General features: G+C 47.8%; 17 protein-coding genes. 10 read left to right on the top strand and 7 right to left on the bottom strand.

The window, feature by feature from the left end; genetic code table 11:
- Window positions 1-119 precede the first annotated feature (119 nt).
- The 5 genes from prfB to BGP75_RS08250 form a co-directional block, all read right to left on the bottom strand.
- Window positions 120-1,214 (bottom strand): peptide chain release factor 2, encoded by a 1,095-nt coding sequence (prfB, locus tag BGP75_RS08270; RefSeq protein ID WP_076717704.1) that lies wholly within the window; start codon window positions 1,212-1,214, stop codon window positions 120-122.
- A 238-nt stretch (window positions 1,215-1,452) separates the two neighbouring features.
- Window positions 1,453-2,085: a phospholipid-binding protein MlaC gene (locus BGP75_RS08265; RefSeq protein ID WP_076717485.1), complete on the bottom strand. Its 633-nt coding sequence runs from the start codon at window positions 2,083-2,085 to the stop codon at window positions 1,453-1,455.
- A 180-nt stretch (window positions 2,086-2,265) separates the two neighbouring features.
- Window positions 2,266-2,640 (bottom strand): diacylglycerol kinase, encoded by a 375-nt coding sequence (locus BGP75_RS08260; RefSeq protein WP_076717483.1) that lies wholly within the window; start codon window positions 2,638-2,640, stop codon window positions 2,266-2,268.
- 33 nt (window positions 2,641-2,673) lie between these two features.
- Window positions 2,674-3,183 (bottom strand): flavodoxin FldB, encoded by a 510-nt coding sequence (fldB, locus tag BGP75_RS08255; protein WP_083704692.1) that lies wholly within the window; start codon window positions 3,181-3,183, stop codon window positions 2,674-2,676.
- Window positions 3,184-3,440: 257 nt separating this feature from the next.
- Window positions 3,441-3,758, bottom strand: coding sequence for a phasin family protein (locus BGP75_RS08250; RefSeq protein ID WP_233152874.1), 318 nt, complete (start codon window positions 3,756-3,758; stop codon window positions 3,441-3,443).
- A gap of 374 nt (window positions 3,759-4,132) precedes the next feature.
- On the opposite strand from BGP75_RS08250, the gene gloA reads away from it, so the two are divergent.
- Together gloA and BGP75_RS08240 are read left to right on the top strand one after the other, a co-directional pair.
- Window positions 4,133-4,519, top strand: coding sequence for a lactoylglutathione lyase (gene gloA / locus BGP75_RS08245; RefSeq protein ID WP_076717479.1), 387 nt, complete (start codon window positions 4,133-4,135; stop codon window positions 4,517-4,519).
- Window positions 4,520-4,776: 257 nt separating this feature from the next.
- Complete coding sequence (locus BGP75_RS08240; protein ID WP_076717477.1) at window positions 4,777-5,220, top strand: RDD family protein; 444 nt, start codon at window positions 4,777-4,779, stop codon at window positions 5,218-5,220.
- 42 nt (window positions 5,221-5,262) lie between these two features.
- Here BGP75_RS08240 and lptG read toward each other — a convergent pair whose 3' ends face one another.
- Window positions 5,263-6,324, bottom strand: coding sequence for an LPS export ABC transporter permease LptG (gene lptG / locus BGP75_RS08235; protein ID WP_076717475.1), 1,062 nt, complete (start codon window positions 6,322-6,324; stop codon window positions 5,263-5,265).
- A complete protein-coding gene (gene lptF / locus BGP75_RS08230) occupies window positions 6,321-7,451 on the bottom strand; it encodes an LPS export ABC transporter permease LptF (RefSeq protein WP_076717473.1) in 1,131 nt (376 codons plus the stop codon). The genes lptG and lptF overlap by 4 nt, the downstream gene beginning before the upstream one ends.
- Window positions 7,452-7,622: 171 nt before the next feature.
- Between lptF and BGP75_RS08225 the strand changes: the two genes are divergently transcribed.
- The 8 genes from BGP75_RS08225 (at window position 7,623) to BGP75_RS08190 (ending at window position 18,529) form a co-directional block, all read left to right on the top strand.
- Entirely contained in the window at window positions 7,623-9,110 is a 1,488-nt protein-coding gene (locus tag BGP75_RS08225; RefSeq protein WP_076717471.1) for a leucyl aminopeptidase, read from the top strand.
- Between the two features lie 81 nt (window positions 9,111-9,191).
- The gene (locus BGP75_RS08220; protein ID WP_076717469.1) at window positions 9,192-9,623 is read left to right on the top strand and encodes a DNA polymerase III subunit chi; all 432 of its coding nucleotides are present in this window, start codon (window positions 9,192-9,194) and stop codon (window positions 9,621-9,623) included.
- Window positions 9,624-9,783: 160 nt separating this feature from the next.
- Window positions 9,784-12,639 (top strand): valine--tRNA ligase, encoded by a 2,856-nt coding sequence (locus tag BGP75_RS08215; protein ID WP_076717467.1) that lies wholly within the window; start codon window positions 9,784-9,786, stop codon window positions 12,637-12,639.
- A 716-nt stretch (window positions 12,640-13,355) separates the two neighbouring features.
- A complete protein-coding gene (locus tag BGP75_RS08210) occupies window positions 13,356-14,711 on the top strand; it encodes a substrate-binding protein (protein WP_076717465.1) in 1,356 nt (451 codons plus the stop codon).
- Between the two features lie 145 nt (window positions 14,712-14,856).
- On the top strand, window positions 14,857-15,873 hold the full coding sequence (locus BGP75_RS08205; RefSeq protein WP_076717463.1) for a branched-chain amino acid ABC transporter permease: 1,017 nt from the start codon (window positions 14,857-14,859) through the stop codon (window positions 15,871-15,873).
- A 2-nt stretch (window positions 15,874-15,875) separates the two neighbouring features.
- Window positions 15,876-17,012 carry a branched-chain amino acid ABC transporter permease gene (locus tag BGP75_RS08200; RefSeq protein ID WP_076717461.1) on the top strand — a complete coding sequence of 379 codons (1,137 nt, stop codon included), beginning with the start codon at window positions 15,876-15,878 and terminating at the stop codon, window positions 17,010-17,012.
- A 3-nt stretch (window positions 17,013-17,015) separates the two neighbouring features.
- Window positions 17,016-17,777: an ABC transporter ATP-binding protein gene (locus BGP75_RS08195; protein WP_076717459.1), complete on the top strand. Its 762-nt coding sequence runs from the start codon at window positions 17,016-17,018 to the stop codon at window positions 17,775-17,777.
- Window positions 17,774-18,529 carry an ABC transporter ATP-binding protein gene (locus BGP75_RS08190; RefSeq protein WP_076717457.1) on the top strand — a complete coding sequence of 252 codons (756 nt, stop codon included), beginning with the start codon at window positions 17,774-17,776 and terminating at the stop codon, window positions 18,527-18,529. Before BGP75_RS08195 ends, BGP75_RS08190 begins: the two co-directional genes overlap by 4 nt.
- Window positions 18,530-18,882 lie beyond the last annotated feature (353 nt).

Here is an 18,882-nt window from a genome sequence, read left to right as displayed (position 1 = left end):
GTTATCACTATAAATTGCTGATCGGGAACTCAACCCCCGTCAGGGTATCGTTAGATCAGTCTGATTAACTCTGACCAGACCTGTATCAGATTGATTGGTCACACCCGTGCCAAAAAGATCTACAGGCCCGCTTTCAGACTGGCAACGATAAACTGGTCCAGATCACCATCAAGTACTTTGTCACAATTACTGGTCTGGACATTGGTACGCAAGTCCTTAATACGCTGATCATCAAGAACATATGAGCGAATTTGACTCCCCCAACCAATATCAGCTTTATTATCCTCCACCGTCTGGGCGGCTTCGTTACGCTTGAGCATCTCCATTTCATACAGTTTTGCACGAAGTTGCTTCATGGCGTTATCACGATTCTGGTGCTGAGAGCGCTGGGTCTGGCAAGAAACCGCTATTCCTGTCGGTTCATGAGTAATTCGTACCGCTGAATCGGTTTTGTTGACGTGCTGTCCACCTGCGCCGCTGGAACGATAAGTATCAACTCTTAGATCCGATGGATTAATATCAATCTCAATATTGTCATCGACCTCAGGAGACACAAACACTGAGGCAAATGAAGTATGACGACGACTGCCGGAATCGAAGGGAGATTTTCGTACCAGGCGGTGAACACCTGTTTCCGTACGTAACCAACCAAATGCATATTCGCCTTCAAACTTGATAGTGGCACTTTTAATTCCGGCCACATCACCGGAGCTAACCTCTATCAGCTCAACCTTAAAGCCTTTATCCTCTCCCCAGCGCAGAAACATGCGAAGCATCATGTTGGCCCAGTCCTGGGCTTCAGTTCCTCCAGAACCTGACTGGATATCCAGGAAAGCATTGTTTGCATCCATCTCACCGGAGAACATTCGGCGGAACTCCAGGGTATCCAGTCTTGCACCTAAAGCATCAAGTTCAGATTCAACCTCAGACACCGTATCCTCGTCCTGCTCCTCAACCGCCAGGTCCAATAAGTCCTGCGCATCAGCACTACCGGATTCCAGATCGTCAATGGTTTTAACGACCCCCTCAAGGGACGCTCTCTCTTTACCTAAAGCCTGCGCCCGCTCCGGATCATCCCAGACCGTAGGCTCTTCCAGCTCTCGCTCCACTTCCACAAGGCGCTCGCTTTTGTGCTCGTAATCAAGATAACCTTTAAGAGTTTGGGTGCGCTCCTGAATATCTTTGATGCGCAGCTGTATCGGATTTACTTCCATCATGAGTAACTAGAGCCTGGATCAACGAAACCCGGCATTTTAACTGAATGAGAGAAGTGTTTGAATAGCTATACAGAAAGGCTGCCAGAATTAACGCTGATCGGCTGCCGAAAAAAGAACAAGAACCGGCGGAAACACTTGATAACAAGCAAGCATGGCCGGTGAAAAATATCACCGGTCATTACCAATTACGGGCTGTCAGGCCACAGGATTCTTAAAATCTGGAAAAGAAATTACGCTACTCTCCCCAGTGAGTAAGTACCTTATCAATGCTTTGATTATACTGCTCCATGTAATGGGCAAATTGATTGCGGAAAACAACACCGATATTAACCCCTTCAACGTTGATATTTTCCACCAGCCAGCCACGACCTTCTTTTAAAAACAGCGAGTAAACCACCTGGTATTTTTGCCCATTTTTCAAAACCACGTAGGAAGATACTTTCGCCCGAGTACCCTTTTTATCCAATACAGTCTTCTCTACCTCAACATGGTCCAGCTGATCTATTTGCTCCAACCCCTTCGAATAGGTTGCTATCAGCGTCTTCTTGAATATACCCGTGAACCGGCTCAGCTGATCCTTGCTTGCGTTGCGGGCAAACTTACCCATGACTTTACGAGCCACTCTAGGGAAGTCAAACACGGGAGAGAGCTCTTGATCCATAAGCTCCAACAACGCCTCTTCAGACATCCCCGGGACCAGAACCTTATTTTCAATCAATCCCTGAATCGACTGAAAACGCTCTTCTATCACCTCATTAGGCTCTGCCACAGAGGCTCGAACCAACGAAGGAGCCAAAAACTGGAGCGTAAGACAGAGCAGCACCCCAAGTAATATTCTGAACTGATTAACTGTATTAAGCTTATACATAATATTATTCACCAAAAATGCTACCCGGCTTGCTATCAAGAACCAAAGTTCATCTGAATCGCTTATCAGTAAACACTAGTAGACTATCGATATTAATTCACACGCTCGGCTGACTATTTAAATGCCTTGCTTGCATTTATTCCAACCAAGAGCCGAATCCCCATTTATCACAACAACTAATCATAACAACCAGTTTTTCGCTATAATCAGCCCCCAAACCACAACAACAAGCAATAATGAAAACAACACTGCCGCTGAGCCAATATCCTTCGCTCGCCCCGAGAGTTCATGATGCTCGGAACCTATCCGATCCACAATAGCTTCGATTGCAGAGTTAACTAATTCCATCAACAGCACGATAAATAATGACGCAATCAGCAGCGCGGTCTCGGCCAAATCAGAGGTTGCATAGAAGCTCAACGGAAACAGCAGCAAGCAGAGCATAAGCTCTTGTCGAAAAGCGGCCTCATGGCGCCAACATTGCTTAACTCCATTCCATGAATAGCCTGCTGCATAATAAATCCGAATGGCTCCGGTTCGTCCAGGTTTAGCCAAAACACCCCACCTCTGCGGTTAGATTCGAAATACTCAAAGTTGCTCTAATTCTACTTTCAGCTTCGCAAGCCAAGTCTCTACTCTTTCTTCAGTCAACTCATGCTGACAGTCTTCATCGATAGCCAACCCGACAAACAGGCAGCCATCTGCAGTCACAGCCTTTGATTCTTCAAAATCATAACCTTCTACTGGCCAATACCCTATAACCCTCGCTCCCTGTGCTTTGACCTTATCATGCAACAAACCCATGGCATCCAAAAACCACTCACCATAGCCAATCTGATCTCCAAGACCGTAAAGCGCTACTGTTTTTCCGTGAAAGTCAATCGTATCTATTTCATCCCAGATATCTTGCCACTCAGACTGGATCTCACCGTAATCCCAGGTAGGTATACCCAGTATAATCAGATCATAGCCTTCAAGCTGATCGAGGGAATCTTCAGCAACATCAAAAAGCTCAACGTCCTCCATGCTTCGCTGTATTTGCTCAGCAATATCTTCAGTATTACCGGTTGTAGAACCATAAAAAAGCGCTGTTTTCACGTCATAAACTCTAAGGGGTTGATATTTTGTTGATAGTCTTTGAATCCCACTACATTGCTATCAAGGCGCTTTGACAACCAGATATAACTTTACTTTAAGGTATGGACTATAGCTGCACATAAGCGTTACAAACACAGAATATACGTTCATCCTAGTTTTACTGGAGTCTCATTCCCAAACAACAAGAAGAAGGCGATGACTGCCTTGTTTGTTATTGAAAACTACTTAACCGCAAGATTCCTGGAAAGAACTGATTATCACTTCTTCGGTGCGAAGGCGCTGTAGGCATCCTGAGTGACTCGTTCCATCTGTTCCCGAGCGTCATTGAACGCTTTGAGATTCTTGCTACTTGCATTTCGCAGAGTCTCTTCCAACTCCCGCACATACTTCTGCTGCAGGCTCACAACATCCTCTGCAGAATGGCAACTGGGTAAATCCTTGGTTTGAAGCATGGTTGCCTCAACACAGTTTTTTACACACTCCATTTGCAAGCGGGTAAGCTCTTCCAGCATCCTGGTTTGTATATCAACAAGGTCCTTGATGGGCCCCATAGATTGATTCAAATTTTTAGTCATATCCTGAAACATGTGCCACCCGACTATCACGAACATAAGATCACGGAATGAACGCCTTTAAAGAACTCCACTATACGGCAAGCTAAAAAACAGAACACCGTTATCAGAACATTCATCTGCGCTGTCTTCCTGGCATCTGACTGTTCCAGAGCCCGCAGAGAACACAATGGACTTATTCATAGGTTCCTTAGTATATAGCTAAATAAAATAAGCATGTGGCGTGATTGGATTATAAGCATGGCAACCAGGACTGTACAGTACAAGGGACTGCTTCATTACAGCTTCCGGTTGTTATATGAATCAGTCCGGGGCCTGATATCCATATTTGGCAAAACCTGTTGTACACTTCATTCATGAACCAACAGGAGTATTCCATGCGCATACTGCACACCATGCTACGTGTTACCGACTTGGAAAAGTCGATTTCGTTTTATACCGACCTATTAGGAATGAGGCTGCTCAGACGCAAAGACTATCCTGGTGGGAAATTCACCCTCGCATTTTTAGGATACGGTGAAGAATCCGAACAAACAGTGCTTGAACTCACTCACAACTGGGATGTATCCGCTTATGAGATCGGCAATGCTTATGGACACATCGCGGTAGGAGTCGATGATGTTTACAAAGCCTGCGACCTGATAAAAAGTAAAGGCGGTAAAGTTATTCGTGATGCCGGCCCAATGAAAAATGGCACTACGATTCTGGCATTTGTTGAGGATCCGGATGGATATAAGATAGAACTACTCGAAGACAATCGATAGCTGCTACCAGGTACCAGTAAATCAATAGCTCCTATCAAGAGCTACCAGACATGGCTGCACCTGCAAGTAATATCCGTGAAAAACCTTATACACTCAGCTATTGAGTACGGCCGCCTCTATCAGTATCCTTGCTGCTTTTTATCAGTCAGTCTCCCGGATTATTTCCAGACAGCCCTCAGAAATCAGTTTTTAGGCCTGACACACCTAAAAACTCAAGGTGGCTGACGAGCATTCCCAGTCGATAACAGAGAAACCCAGTGCATAAATTTCCAGAGTCGCCAGCCAGATTACCCAACGCTCCCTTATATCGTCGCCTCGGAGCTATAGTCTACGACAGCTTGGTTGTCATTGCTTTATGGATGATCGTTGGCGCTATCGGTGTTGCACTCAATCAGGGTGAAGCAGTCAAGGGGCCTGTTTTTAACAGTACCCTGTTTCTCGTAACCTTTCTGTTTTTTGCTGGCTTCTGGACTCGCAGAGGCCAAACGATAGGGATGCTGGCTTGGCGTTTACGTGTTCAGTCGAGTGAAGGCTATAGCATCACATTGATGCAAGCGCTTCTACGGTTTTTCACGGCGGGCTTCTCCCTACTCTGCCTGGGAATGGGCTTTTGGTGGATGCTTATCGATAAGCAGGGGCTCACCTGGCATGATAGATACTCTGAAACTCAGCTGGTTGTCTTACCAAAAAGAAAGAAATGACCGATCCGCTGACCACCCCGGACGATCTCCCAAACCACCAGGTTAACCACTACGTCGTAATAGCCAGCTGCCGGCAACAAAGCAGATAAAAATAGGCATCAGAGCTGATATTAGCGGAGAGAAACCATATACGGTGCTGGCAGGGCCCAACAGATCCTGAAAGATCTTAAATACAATCCCGATCATCACGCCCACCATTATTCGCTGCCCCATGGTTACTGAGCGAAGAGATCCAAACACAGACGATATTGCTACCAATACCAGCGCAAAAATCCCCAGAGGCAGAAAGAACTTTTTCCAAAACGCAAGAACATAAGGCGAAGCATCTATTTCCTGTTCCTCAATATATTGGCTGTAGCGATACAACCCCCTCATGGACATATTGTCAGGCAACACGGACAAAACACTTAGCAGCTCTGGCTCCAAGCTTACTGACCATATCTGCTCATTAAACAGCGCTACACGGGTGCGGTTTTCCTCAAAATAAGTAATACGGAAATTCTTCAGAACCCAGTTATCGTTCAGGTAATCGACCTGCTGGGCAAATCCTGCTGAAGCCAATTCCTCTTGTTCGTTAAACTCATAAAGCGTAACTCCAAGTAAATTCCCATCAGGTTTAACCGCATTAATATGAAGAAACCACTTACCTTCTCTGTGCCAAATGCCATGTTTAGTGCCAATTGCTCTTGTTCCCCCGAACACAGCAGCACGCTTAGCTATCGCGGCCTGTTCGGTTTTTGGAGCAACGTACTCACCAATAACCCCCGACACCAGCACTAATAACAGTACCGGTATCATGACTGAGCCTAGAATACGGTATTTGCTGATACCAGCCGCACGCATCACCGTTAGCTCCGACCCGTTGGCAAGAACTCCCAACCCGACCAATGAGCCAACCATGATCGACATTGGCATATACTCAATCAAACGCCGTGGAACCGTTAACAGCGTATAGACAGTTGCCGAAGTCAATGGGTAATTGCTGCTGACATCCTCCAGCTCGGCAATAAATGCGAATAAAGAATCCAGTCCGGTAATTGTCAGCATAACAACCAGACAGGATGACAACACAGTCTTACCTATGTAGCGGTCGAGCTGCTTCATGACTGTCCTTTGGGCATAAGTTGCCAAAATTTTGAGATTAACTGACCAAACCATCGAGACCAGTAATGGCCCAGAAAATGTAAATTAAGTGCAAATAACAAAAACGCCAGATGGACCATCCAAAGACTGCCGGCAAACTCCAGATCACCTCTTTCCAGGCTGCTACGAACACTGGTGAGAATACTTAAATACCCCAGGTAGAGTAGAATCGAAGGGAGTAACCGCGCAAAACGCCCCTGTCGGGGGTTGGCCTTGCTCAACGGAACGGCCAGAATACTTACGACAATGCAGAGTAGCGGCAACGACAGACGCCACTGCAACTGGGCCTGAAAATCCTGACGATCTGATCCTATCAGCTCAAGTGTGGGAATCGTTTCTATTTTTTGTACCCGCTGCTGGACGGTAGACTCCCTCATCCTGGCGCCGTACTGCTCAAAGCTGATCTTTCGGTAGTCCGGTTGACCCGGCACCCCCTCGTAGCGGTATCCATTTTCCAACAAAAGAAAACGAAAGCCTGTTTCAGGATCTATATACTGCTTTCCTTTTTCCGCAACAATCAGGCTTAAAGTAGGATCATGCAGATCTTTGCTTTTCTCTGAAATAAAGACACTGTTTAAACGGGTGCGATTGTCGACCAGATCCTCGGTATAAATAACCCGACGACCCGTAGTCGTTTCCTGAAACCGCCCGGGCGCTAGTGTATCAAACTCGGTCAGGGCTTCCTGCTCCTCCAGAATTCGCTCCACATTGGAAGCTCCGAGAGGCGTCAGCCAAAGACTGAAAACCGCCACCAGTATAGCCACCAGAATACTAGGACCAAGTGTTATTCGTTGTAATCGATTAGGGCTGAAACCACAGGCATTCAGCACTGTCATTTCATTTTCAATATAGAGGCGACCGTAAGAAAGCAGAATACCTAGAAACAGTCCAAGCGGTAAAATCAACTCCAAAAAACCTGGAACTCGATAACCAATCAGCTGAAACAGTACATCAGCTGTGATTTCCCCGGCAGCCGCATCTGACAGGTAGCTGATAAAACGCCCGCTCATGATTATAACCAGTACAACCAGGGTCACGGCCGACATGCTATATAAGACTTCTTTAGATAGATACCGAAATACAATCACTGTCTGTCCGAATCCCCATACCTTAAAAACTTACCCCAAGACATCCAGATAATATCTGCAAAAAAAGCAATTTTGACGTACACTCGTGGCGAAATCACACGGCAACTAATATGGTCGCGCTAAGCAGCGGCATTATCTACTAAAGCCGAAGTAAAGTCTTGCGGAGTAATTATGGAATTTAAAATAACCAGTGGAAGTCCAGAGCAACTTGAATCTCAGTGTTTAGTTATCGGAGTGGGTGACGGAGGTGTATTAGGCGCCATCGCTCAGATTCTGGATGAAGCTGCAAATGGTTATATAAGTGGGGTACTGGAATCCGGTGACATTACCGGAAAAAAAACTGAGACTCTCTTGTTACGAGCTATCCCGGGAGTTGCTGCAAAACGTACACTTCTGATTGGTTTGGGAAAAGCAGAAGATCGCAATGACAACAACTATCTTAAAATAGTCCAGGCTGCCTTATCAGTCATCAAAAACATCCAATGCTCAGACGCCACTTTTTGCCTGGATCTTGAAGCCACTAACGACCGTGACTGTTATTGGCAAACCCGTAAGCTGGTAGAAACTGTCAGCGCCGGCCTCTATCGCTTTGATAGCCTGAAAAGCACTGAACCGACAGCTCTGAAACTACAGAGCGTTTCAATCTGTCTCGACGAAGAGGATGATGAAACAGGTTCGTTGGCTGTTGTTGAAGGCGCAGCTATCGCCAACGGTATGAGTTTGACCCGCGATCTGGGCAACCTCCCGGGAAACATATGCACACCGACTTATATGGCTGAGCAGGCGCGGAAACTGGCAGAAGAAAATCCTGCATTTTCGCTGGAGGTGCTTGAAGAATCAGATATGAAAGCGCTCGGAATGGAGTCCTTACTGTCTGTATCCGCTGGAAGTGAAGAGCCGGCCAAGCTAATCGTATTAAAATACCAGGGCACAGATGAAAACGAGCAACCTCACGTGTTGGTCGGAAAAGGAATTACCTTCGATTCTGGCGGCATAAGCCTGAAGCCGGGTGCCGGAATGGACGAAATGAAGTTTGATATGTGTGGCGCCGCCAGCGTATTAGGAACCATGGCTGCTATTGCTGAAATGGATCTGGAACTCAATGTGACTGCAGTCATCGCTGCTGCCGAAAATATGCCCAGTGGCAAAGCGACCAAACCGGGCGATATTGTTACCACCATGTCCGGCCAGACAGTTGAAATACTCAATACCGATGCAGAAGGACGTTTGGTTCTGTGTGACGCATTAACCTATGCGGAGCGGTTTGAACCCTCCTCTGTCGTGGATATCGCGACCTTGACCGGAGCCTGTATTCTGGCCCTGGGCCACAAAGCTTCCGGATTGTTAAGCAACAACGATGAACTTGCAGCTGAACTATTGGAAGCGGGTCAATACGCTAACGACAGAGCTTGGCAATTACCGCTCTGGGATGACTATCAGGAACAACTGGACAGCAACTTCGCCGATATGGCAAATATTGGCGGCCGGCCAGCCGGCACGATAACCGCTGCGTGCTTCCTGTCCCGTTACACCAAAAAGTACCGCTGGGCTCACGTTGACATTGCCGGTACTGCCTGGAATAGCAGCGGCAAGGAAAAAGGAGCTACAGGACGCTGCGTCCCCTTACTCACCCAATATCTGATTGACCGAACCGCCTAACCGGAACTTCAGCCTTCGGTTTTGACACCGAAGGCTGTTACCCCCTGCAGTCCGACGGGAATTTGATGATTTGGTTTAGCAATGGCTAGATGTGATTTTTATGTACTCCCCTCCTCCGACGTGGAGGCCCGGATCCATTTCCTTTACAAGCTTCTGGAAAAAATCGTCAGCCTGGGACATAAGGTGTACATTCGCGCCGCCTCCGAGCAGCAAGCCAAGCTATTGGATAATCGTATCTGGGATTACCAGGACCAGGCATTCCTTCCCCACAGCCTTGTAGCCGAAGGGTTAGAGTCCCCGATTGAGATTGGCTACGGTGATGCACAGCCAACACACAAAGACATTTTTTTGAATTTCGATCTGGAAATACCTGATCAGGCTCTGTCTTTCAACCGCATTATTGAAATAGTCGTCCAGGAGCAAAATATTCTGGAAGCAACCCGGTGTAATTTTCGCCATTACAAGAAAGCGGGGTACGACATTCATATGAATGATATGCGAAAGAAAAATTAACCCTGTTATCAAGAAACCTGCATACCAGGCATGGCTCAAGAATCAATCTGTAACCTACAGCTACCCCGCCACCAGATGTCATAGTATAATCGCCTGTTCTGTCGGGAGAGCATCCCCCACCCTATTCAGCAACCAGCAATCAGTTTGAAGACCCTATTTCATGGAAAAGACCTACCAGCCACACGAAATCGAACGCTCCTGGTATAAGACCTGGGAAGAGAAAGGCTACTTCGCACCTCAGGGCAAAGGCGACTCCTACTGCATCATGATTCCGCCGCCCAATGTCACTGGCAGCCTGCATATGGGTCATGCATTCCAGCACACCATAATGGACGCTCTGACACGTTATAAGCGTATGCAGGGCAACAACACTCTATGGCAAGTCGGTACTGACCATGCAGGTATCGCTACACAAATGGTGGTTGAGCGAAAGCTTGCGGCAGAAAGCCAGCAAACGCGCCATGACCTGGGGCGTGATGCCTTTATCGAAAAAATCTGGGAATGGAAGGAAGAGTCTGGTGGAACGATCACCAATCAGATGCGCCGCTTAGGCAACTCGGTGGATTGGGACAACGAGCGCTTCACCATGGACTCAGGGTTTTATCATGCGGTACAGGAGATATTTATTCGTCTCTATGACGAAGGCCTGGTCTATCGCGGCAAGCGCCTGGTCAACTGGGACCCCAAGCTACACACAGCCATCTCCGACCTTGAAGTCGAGAACAAAGAAGTTAAAGGAAAGATGTGGTATCTGCGCTATCCGCTGGCAGACGGTACTAAAACCGCAGCCGGTGAAGACCATATAGTGGTTGGCACTACCCGCCCTGAAACCATGCTCGGTGACACGGGTGTTGCCGTTAATCCTGAAGACGAGCGCTATCAGGATCTGATTGGTAAATTTATCGAACTACCGCTGGTTGGCCGTCGCATCCCCATCGTTGCCGATGAACACGCGGACATGGAAAAAGGCAGTGGTTGTGTAAAAATCACCCCCGCCCATGACTTCAATGACAACGAAGTGGGTAAACGCTGCAAACTACCCATGATTAATGTGCTGACCCTCAATGCGGATATCCGTGACGAAGCCCAGACTTTTAATACTGATGGCAGCGTCAACGACGAGATCAGCGGATTTATCCCCGAAAAATACCGTGGTATGGAGCGTTTTGCTGCTCGCCGCGAAATCGTCGCCGATCTGGAAGCGGCCGGACTGTTAGTCAAGATAGAAGAAAACGACATGACCGTCCCGTACGGCGACAGGGGCGGTGTAGTCATCGAGCCCATGCTCACTGACCAGTGGTTCGCCGATGCTAAAACCCTGGCCAAGCCCGCGATTGAAGCCGTAGAAAACGGTGATATCCAGTTTGTACCCAAGCAGTATGAAAACATGTATTTTGCCTGGATGCGCGACATTCAGGACTGGTGTATCTCCCGTCAACTGTGGTGGGGCCATCGGATCCCGGCCTTCTATGACAATGAAGGGAACGTCTACGTAGCCAATGACAAAGACGCAGCCCGGGAAAAATACAACCTGGACCCGGAACTGGAACTCCGTCAGGACGACGATGTACTGGATACCTGGTTCAGCTCTGCACTATGGACTTTCGGCACCCTGGGCTGGCCTGAAAACACTCAGCGCCTGCAGACGTTCCACCCAACCGATGTACTGGTTACCGGTTTCGACATTATCTTCTTCTGGGTTGCTCGCATGATCATGATGACCATGCACATCATGAAAGATGAAAACGGCAAGCCACAGGTGCCTTTCAAAACCGTATACGTGACCGGCCTGATCCGCGACGAAAGTGGCGATAAGATGTCAAAGTCCAAGGGCAATGTCATCGATCCGCTGGATATGATTGACGGTATCAGCCTGCCCGACCTGCTGGAAAAGCGCACCGGAAACATGATGCAGCCACAGCTGGCCGCCAAGATTGGCAAACGGACCAAGAAAGAGTTCCCGGAAGGCATCGCCGCCCATGGTACCGATGCTCTGCGCTTTACTCTGTCAGCACTGGCCTCAACCGGGCGCGACATTAACTGGGATATGAAGCGCTTAGAAGGCTATCGTAACTTCTGCAACAAGATCTGGAACGCCGCCCGCTATGTGCTGATGAACACAGAAGGGAAAGACTGCGGTCAGAATGGCGGCGATATTGAACTCTCACTGGCTGACCGGTGGATTGCCAGCAGACTCCAGGAAGTTGAAGCAGAAGTTGTTAAGCACTTCGATGAATACCGATTTGATATGGCATCACAAACGCTGTACGACTTCATCTGGAATGAATACTGCGGTTGGTATCTGGAACTATCCAAACCTGTTCTCTGGGACGAAGAGGCTGGCATTGAGGCAATGCGTGGTACTCGTCGTACCCTGGTCCGTGTGTTGGAAACACTGCTTCGTCTGGCACACCCGATCATGCCTTATATTACAGAAGAAATCTGGCAGCAGATCAGAGACCTGGCGGGCAAAGAGGGTGACACTATCATGAGTCAGCCCTACCCCGTAGCCAATGGAGACAAAAAGGATCCGGCAGCGGAAGCTGAGATTGAATGGTTGAAAGGTGTCATTAGCGGAGTGCGTAACATTCGTGGAGAAATGGGTATATCACCCGCCAAAGAGCTGCCAGTATTGTTCCAGAACGGCAACGACCAAGATAAGGCCCGACTGGAAGCTAACCGAACCTACCTGAGCAAGCTAGCGGCATTAAGCAGTATTACCTGGTTGAATGCTGACGATGAGGCCCCGATGTCAGCCACTCAGCTGGTTGGTAACATGGAAGTACTGGTACCCATGGCTGGACTGATCGACAAAACTGCTGAACTCTCCCGACTGCAGAAAGAGCTGGAAAAATTACAGAAAGAAGTCGGTCGTGTTGAAGGTAAACTCAGCAATGAAAAGTTCGTCTCCAACGCACCTGAGGCAGTTATCGCTAAAGAACGCGAGAAACTGGAAGCAGCAAAATCGGCCCATGGCAAACTGCAGGAGCAGCACGATAAGATAGCCGCACTATAGATTAAGGAACGCTAACTCAGAAGCCAAATCTATATCAGTAACAAAAGGCCGTACTCTTTGCTCTGAAACTGGAGCACAGAGCGCGGCTTTTTATTGCGCTCCCTCCAACATCCAGAGCTGCTGTATGACCTCACACAAGTGATTTAAAAACCTGGAAAACACTCAAACAGCTAAGGACTTAGCCAAAAGTATAATACCCGTGACGAATGATGAACTTGCTCGAAACAGCTGCTCTGTTATCCGGTTTTTATCGGTCCATTATCAATCGAGCACTATAATTTCAGCCAACGCTTCGCTCAATTTTTAGGCAGTGCAGCAAAAACTCTGTTATTCATAGCTGAAAAATATCACTGACCTCAATCCTTTCTATACCCTGCTTTCAGATACAATCAAAGTAACTTCAGACTTTCTGTTAAAGCCAATCCTATACCGCAACGCACCACAATATCATCACCATCATTTACTATCTGGCATGGCTGCCAGACACTCGCAATATTCTTACCTATACGTCAACTTTTGCACAACTCGTTGTGTTTCCGCATTCGCCTTTAGTCGTGTTCACAATTATTAAAATTAAGGTGACACTGATTTTGTGATAAACGCTAGTCCCATTTCTACACCCAAATTACGCAGTAGCGGGTGGTTAACTCTAAATCCTAAACATTAAATGCTGAAAACGGTTTGACCCTTTTCCTTTTTTGTGGAGAAAAATAAGAATGAGTACTGACAAGAAAAATGGTTCTTCCTGTTCCCGCCGGACGGTACTAAAGTCCGGTGCCGCACTGGGTGCAGCAAGCGCAATGCCGATGTTTTATACCCGTGATGCCTGGGCAGCAAAAGATTTTCGTAATAATCCAGGTAACGCAAGCTCCGTAACGATCGGATTTAACGTCCCGCAAAGTGGTGCATATGCCGATGAAGGGGCTGATGAGCTGCGCGCATTCAAACTGGCCGTTAAGCACCTCAATGGCGAAGGCGACGGCGGCATGATGCAAACCATGAAGCCCATGAACCTGACAGGTAACGGCATTCTGGGTAAAAAGGTAGAGTTTGTAACTGGTGATACCCAAACAAAGTCCGATGCGGCACGTGCATCCGCCAAACGAATGATCGAAAAAGACCGTGTTATCATGTTCTCCGGCGGTTCGTCTTCAGGTGTTGCGGTAGCAGTACAAGGACTGGCTCAGGAAATGGGCGTAATCTTTATGGCTGGTCTGACCCACTCCAATGACACAACCGGTAAGGATAAGCGCCGTTACGGTTTCCGTCATTTCTTCAATGCTTATATGTCAGGAGCCGCTCTTGGCCCGGTACTGGAAAGTGAGTACGGCACAAACCGTCGCGCTTACCATCTGACAGCTGATTATACCTGGGGCTGGACTCAGGAAGAGTCTATCAAAAACACGACTGAAGCTCTGGGCTGGGAAACGGCTAAAACGGTACGCACCCCCGTAGGTGCCGGGGACTTCTCTCAGTACATCACTCCAGTACTCAACTCGGGCGCCGATGTGTTGATCCTGAACCACTACGGTAAGGACATGATCAATTCCCTGACCCAGGCAATTCAATTCGGTCTGAGGGATAAAAACGTTAACGGAAAGGACTTCCAGATAATCGTTCCGCTGTTCTCGCGCTTGATGGCACAGGGTGCCGGAGAAAATATCAAGGGGATTCTGGGAACAACCAACTGGAACTGGGCTTTACAGGACGCAGGGTCTCAGGCGTTTGTTAAGGCATTTGGCCAGGAGTATGGATTCCCACCCTCTCAGGCAGCACACACCTGCTATGTGCAAACACTGCTTTATGCCAACGCGTGTGAAATGGCTGGTACTTTCTATCCACCAGAAGTCATTAAGCAGCTTGAAGGCTTTAAATTCGACGGCATGGGGAACGGTCCAACGGAATACCGTGCTGAAGACCACCAGTGCTTCAAGGATGTCTTGGTTGTGAAAGGTAATCAAAATCCAAGCAGCCAGTTCGATCTCCTGGAAATTGTTCAGGAAGTGCCTCGCGCTCAAGTGGAATACGACGCTAAGATCTTTGGCGGTGAGCTAGGCCCATACGAAGTCTGAATCAGCCCTTAAGGAGCCTGTTGGTTGAATACAACACCCGGCAGGCTCCAGTAGTACTGCTGTAACGCTGTAATGCTCGCCGAGCCCCAGGCTCGGTGGGTACATCCGCACTCTTTATAAACAAAAACAATAAGTGTTGAGAGATATGGACACAATTTTTCTTCAAGTGCTTAATGGGCTCGATAAGGGCGGTGCGTATGCACTGATCGCTCTTGGCCTAACCCTAGTATTTGGAACACTAGGGGTCGTCAATTTCGCCCACGGTGCGATCTTCATGCTCGGTGCATTTTGTGCCGTATCCTTTAATCAACTGCTGACAATGTCAAAAAAGGTAAAAGACGAAAGCATTACCTTTTTTGAAGCATTCAAGGAACAACCCTATCTGGAAATCTGGTTCGGTGATACCGGAACCATGATCATTGACTACTCGGTACCGATATCCTTAGTCCTGGCGGTGCCTGTCATGCTGGTTATCGGACTGGTTATGGAGCGAGGCCTGATTCGCCACTTCTATAAACGTTCTCATGCTGAGCAAATCCTGTTTACATTTGGTATGGCAATCGTTTTACAGGAAATCATCAAGTCCATTTTTGGCGCGAATCCAATACCGGCCCCTGCTCCGGACATTGTTTCAGGCAGCGCAGCCATTGGAGCAGCCATCGGATTGGGAGACTCTGTGGTATACCCCTGGTGGCGACTCATCTATCTGGCATTTGCCGCTATCGTTATTGGTGCGGTGTTTGCGTTCCTGAAACTCACCACCTTCGGAATGGTCGTTCGGGCAGGTATCCATGACAAGGAAACAGTCGGACTGTTGGGTATCAACATCGAACGTCGCTTCACGATTATTTTTGGCTTGGCAGCCGTCGTATCAGGGTTAGCAGGTGTCATGTACGCTCCCATTCTACCTCCTGATTATCACCTTGGCATGGACTTTCTGGTGCTTAGCTTCGTCGTCGTAGTTGTCGGCGGGATGGGCTCTCTGGAAGGAGCCGTTGCCGCTGGTTTCTTACTGGGCATATTGCAGTCTTTTGCTTCAATGAATGAAATCAAATCGATCTTACCCGGCATAGACCAGATCATAATTTACCTGGTAGCTGTGGTCATTCTGCTAGTCAGACCCCGAGGCCTGATGGGTAAGAAAGGGGTGATGGAGGATTAATCATGAATAAACTTAAAATGATGCCCGAATGGCTGATAATGGTCGTCTTCGCAGCAGCTATTCTTACGATGCCTATTTGGATGAGTCCTCTGGGGGCCGCATACCCTGACCTGTTACAGAAATTTGCGATCTTCGGTGTTTTCGCAATTGGCTACAATATTCTGTTTGGATTGACTGGCTACTTGTCATTTGGACATGCTGCATTTCTGGGTGTAGGCTCCTATACGGCGGTCTGGTCTTTCAAACTACTGACAATGAACGTGCTACCGGCCATTTTCTTTAGTGTCCTGTTCGCCGGTGTTTTTGCCGCCATTATTGGGTTTATCAGCTTACGCCGCTCCGGGATTTACTTTTCCATACTCACGCTGGCTTTTGCCCAGATGTCCTACAATCTGGCTTACTCCGTACTAACACCAATAACCAATGGTGAGACTGGCCTGCAACTGGAGAGAGATGATCCTCGAATCTTTGATACTGCAGTAACAGAAGGTCTTCCTACCACTGAATTATTCGGTTTAAGTATGAGTGGATATTCTGGCTTCTATGTATGTGCGGCATTCCTGATAATAGCGTTTTACGTTTCGTTGCGGATTTTCCGCTCCCCATTTGGACTGAAATTAAGAGCGATAAAATCTAATCAGACACGGATGCGCTATACCGGGTATAGCACCCGCCCCTACCTGCTGACAGCCTTTGTGATCTCAGGCATGTACGCGGGTCTGGCTGGCTCTCTGATGGCCGTGACCGATCCACTGGCTGGTGCGGAACGGATGCAATGGACAGCCTCTGGAGAAGTCGTCCTGATGACCATCTTAGGTGGTGTTGGAACACTGATTGGCCCTCTGCTTGGCGTTGGCATTATCAAGTACTTCGAGAATATTTTCTCGGCTATAAATGAAACCGTATTGCACGGATTTTTTGACTTCCTTCCCTCCTGGCTACAGGAATTTATGGTCTTCATCACCAGCCCGTTTGTTGGTGAAGGCTGGCATTTGACTTTGGGTATTCTGTTTATGCTGATCGTTGCTTTCCTCCCAGGAGGAATAATGGAAGGTATCGACAAAATTAAATCCAAATTCAGTAAGTCCAGCGGACAAAGTGATGATAGCACTACTGAAGCGGTGAGAGAGGGAGCCTAGCAAATGTCCAATACAGTATTAGAAGTAAAAAATGTTTTGAAAACCTTTGGTGGACTGAAAGCGCTTAACGACCTCAACCTGACAGTTAAAGAAGGAACCGTTCACGCTATTATCGGACCTAACGGTGCCGGCAAATCCACCATGCTTAATGTCTGTATCGGGCAACTAACCCCCGATACAGGTTCTGTCACATTTAACGGTGAAATGATTACCGGTAAAAAACCCTTTGAGATAAATCAGGCGGGTATTTCCCGGGTCTTCCAGACACCTGCCATTTTCGAAGACCTGACTATCTTGCAAAATGTAATGGTACCAGCCCTGGCGAGTCGTGATGGAGACTTCACCTTTAATGCATTTAAGAGCCTGCAAAAAGAAAATGACCTTGAAGAAGAAGCAATGAAGTTTCTTCAAGAGGTTTCTCTGGAAGATCAGGCCCATAACCTGGCTGGGAGCATGTCTAGAGGAAATAAGCGCCGGTTGGAACTGGCTATGTGTCTGATCCAGCACCCCAAACTGTTATTGCTGGATGAGCCAACAGCGGGGATGGCGCGCCATGACACTAACCGTACCATCGACACCCTGAAAAAAATCAAAGAAGGCGGTATGACCAAGATTATTATCGAGCACGATATGCATGTTGTATTCAGCATTGCAGATCGCATATCGGTCTTAGCCCAAGGCACTATCATCGCCGAAGGTACACCCGATGAAATTCGTGGCAACCCTAAAGTTCAGGAAGCTTACCTGGGAGGAGCACACTTATGAGTCCAGTCGCACCCGTGGTAAGAACAGTTACCAGCACCGGTTCCGATCCAGCGTTTTTCTCCGTGTGGGACATCCACTCCTATTACGGAGAAAGCTACATTGTTCAGGGTGTCAGTTTCGATATCCGAGAGGGGGAGATAGTCGCGCTACTGGGCCGTAACGGAGCGGGAAAAACCTCCACTCTGCGTTCAATTGCTCGTGCTTCAACCCCGGAAGTACAAAAAGGCGAGATCTGGCTGGATCACAAACCCATTCATACCATGAAGAACTTTGAAGCAGCCCAGAACGGAATTGCTCTGGTACCTGAAGACCGTAATATCATTCCCGGATTAACCGTTCAGGAGAACCTGGAATTAGCCCAGATTGCTGAGCCCGTCGGCTGGTCTATAGAACGAATCTATGACCACTTCCCCCGACTGGGTGAACGCAGGGATCAGGAAGGAACCACACTCTCTGGAGGAGAGCAGCAGATGCTGGCAATTGGTCGGGCCCTGGCACGGGACATCAAACTACTACTGCTGGATGAACCTTACGAAGGCCTTGCTCCCGTCATTGTTCGCGAGATTGAGTCCATATTGGACAGTATTAAAAATCTTGGTATTACCACGATCATCGTAGAGCAAAATGCCATCGCAGCTCTTCGGCTGGCTGACCGAGCCATTATTCTTGACATGGGAATAGTGGTCTTTGATGGCCTTGCTCAGGAGGTACTGGACAACGAGGATCTCAGACAGCAGTATTTGGCTATCTAGCAGCTATAGAAGCTACTCAAAGTTGTCAGAGAAAAAAACAGACAACCGAATATGGGGGAGTCAGGTGATAACCATTTTGTCCGGCTCCCACTCTCCATCAATAACCTCTTCAAATTCCTGCCAGTTTTAGATAAATGCAGCGTCAATCTAAAACGACTAGAGATCACTTCAAATATTCTCTATCAACGCTTATCGCGCAGTCATAACCTCCGAAAGGACTCAGATTTTAGGCTCTATTTCGAGTTTAGACCTCCTTTTCGTCCAGAACAGCTATAATAAGAAACAAAGACAAACAGGGATTAGCAAGGGACATTGATAGAAGGCTCTCTAATACCAGTGTTTTTTGTTTATCA

The sequence above is a fragment of the Motiliproteus sp. MSK22-1 genome, from assembly GCF_001968815.1.
GTDB lineage: Bacteria > Pseudomonadota > Gammaproteobacteria > Pseudomonadales > Balneatricaceae > Motiliproteus.
This window is presented reverse-complemented; position numbering and strand designations above follow the sequence as displayed.